Annotated in this window: 1 protein-coding gene; it reads right to left on the reverse strand. The window is 64.7% G+C overall.

Annotated features, from left to right (window positions below; genetic code table 11):
- Positions 1 to 785: 2Fe-2S iron-sulfur cluster-binding protein (locus tag A5784_RS19975; RefSeq protein ID WP_197514810.1), on the reverse strand; the 785-nt coding region annotated here is incomplete at its 3' end.
- Positions 786 to 956 lie beyond the last annotated feature (171 nt).

Here is a 956-nt window from a genome sequence, read left to right on the forward strand (position 1 = left end):
TTGTCGCAGTTCCATTCCTCGTTGACCTCGGGATCGTCACCGGCCAAGCGGCGCAGCACTTTTCCGCGGCGGTGGTCGGTGCGCTGGGCACATCCCGACGCACAGTGCTCACACACACTGGGACTGGACACCAGGTCGAACGGCCGGGCCCGGAACCGGTAGGCGGTACCGGTCAGCGCCCCGACCGGGCAGATCTGCACGGTATTGCCGGAGAAGTAGGACTGGAACGGCTCATCGTGCGCGATCCCCACCTGTTGCAGCGCACCGCGTTCCAGCAGCGCGATGAACGGATCACCGGCGATCTGGTCGGAGAACCGGGTGCACCGGGCGCACAGCACGCAGCGTTCGCGGTCCAGCAGGACCTGGGCGGAGACATTGATCGGTTTGGGGAAGGTCCGCTTGACGTCGGTGAACCGGGTCTCCGGGCGCCCGTTGGACATGGCCTGGTTCTGCAGCGGGCATTCCCCGCCCTTGTCGCAGATCGGGCAATCGAGCGGATGGTTGATCAACAGCAGTTCCATCACGCCGCGCTGGGCCTTGTCGGCCGCTTCGGAGCTGAACTGCGTGCGCACCACCATGTCCGGGGTGACTGTCGTGGTGCACGATGCCATCGGCTTGCGCTGCCCCTCGACCTCGACCAGGCACTGACGGCACGCACCCACCGGATCCAGCAGCGGGTGGTCGCAGAACCGGGGGATCTGGATGCCCATCAGCTCGGCCGCGCGGATCACCAATGTTCCCTTCGGAACACTGATTTCGTCGTCGTCGATGGTCAGTGTGACCATTTCCACCGGCGGAGTGTCCTTGGTCGGCTCGGCCAGCGTCACTTAGTGGCCCCCTTTCCTTGCGCGAGCAGACATAAAAGTCCCCGGATCCTCGGCGTGTCGGGTACCTACATGTCTGCTCGCGGTGAGAAACATCTACACACCCGCCTCTTCGGTCGCCATCAACGCCGA

It is taken from the genome of Mycobacterium sp. 852013-50091_SCH5140682, from assembly GCF_001665685.1.
Classification (GTDB): domain Bacteria; phylum Actinomycetota; class Actinomycetes; order Mycobacteriales; family Mycobacteriaceae; genus Mycobacterium.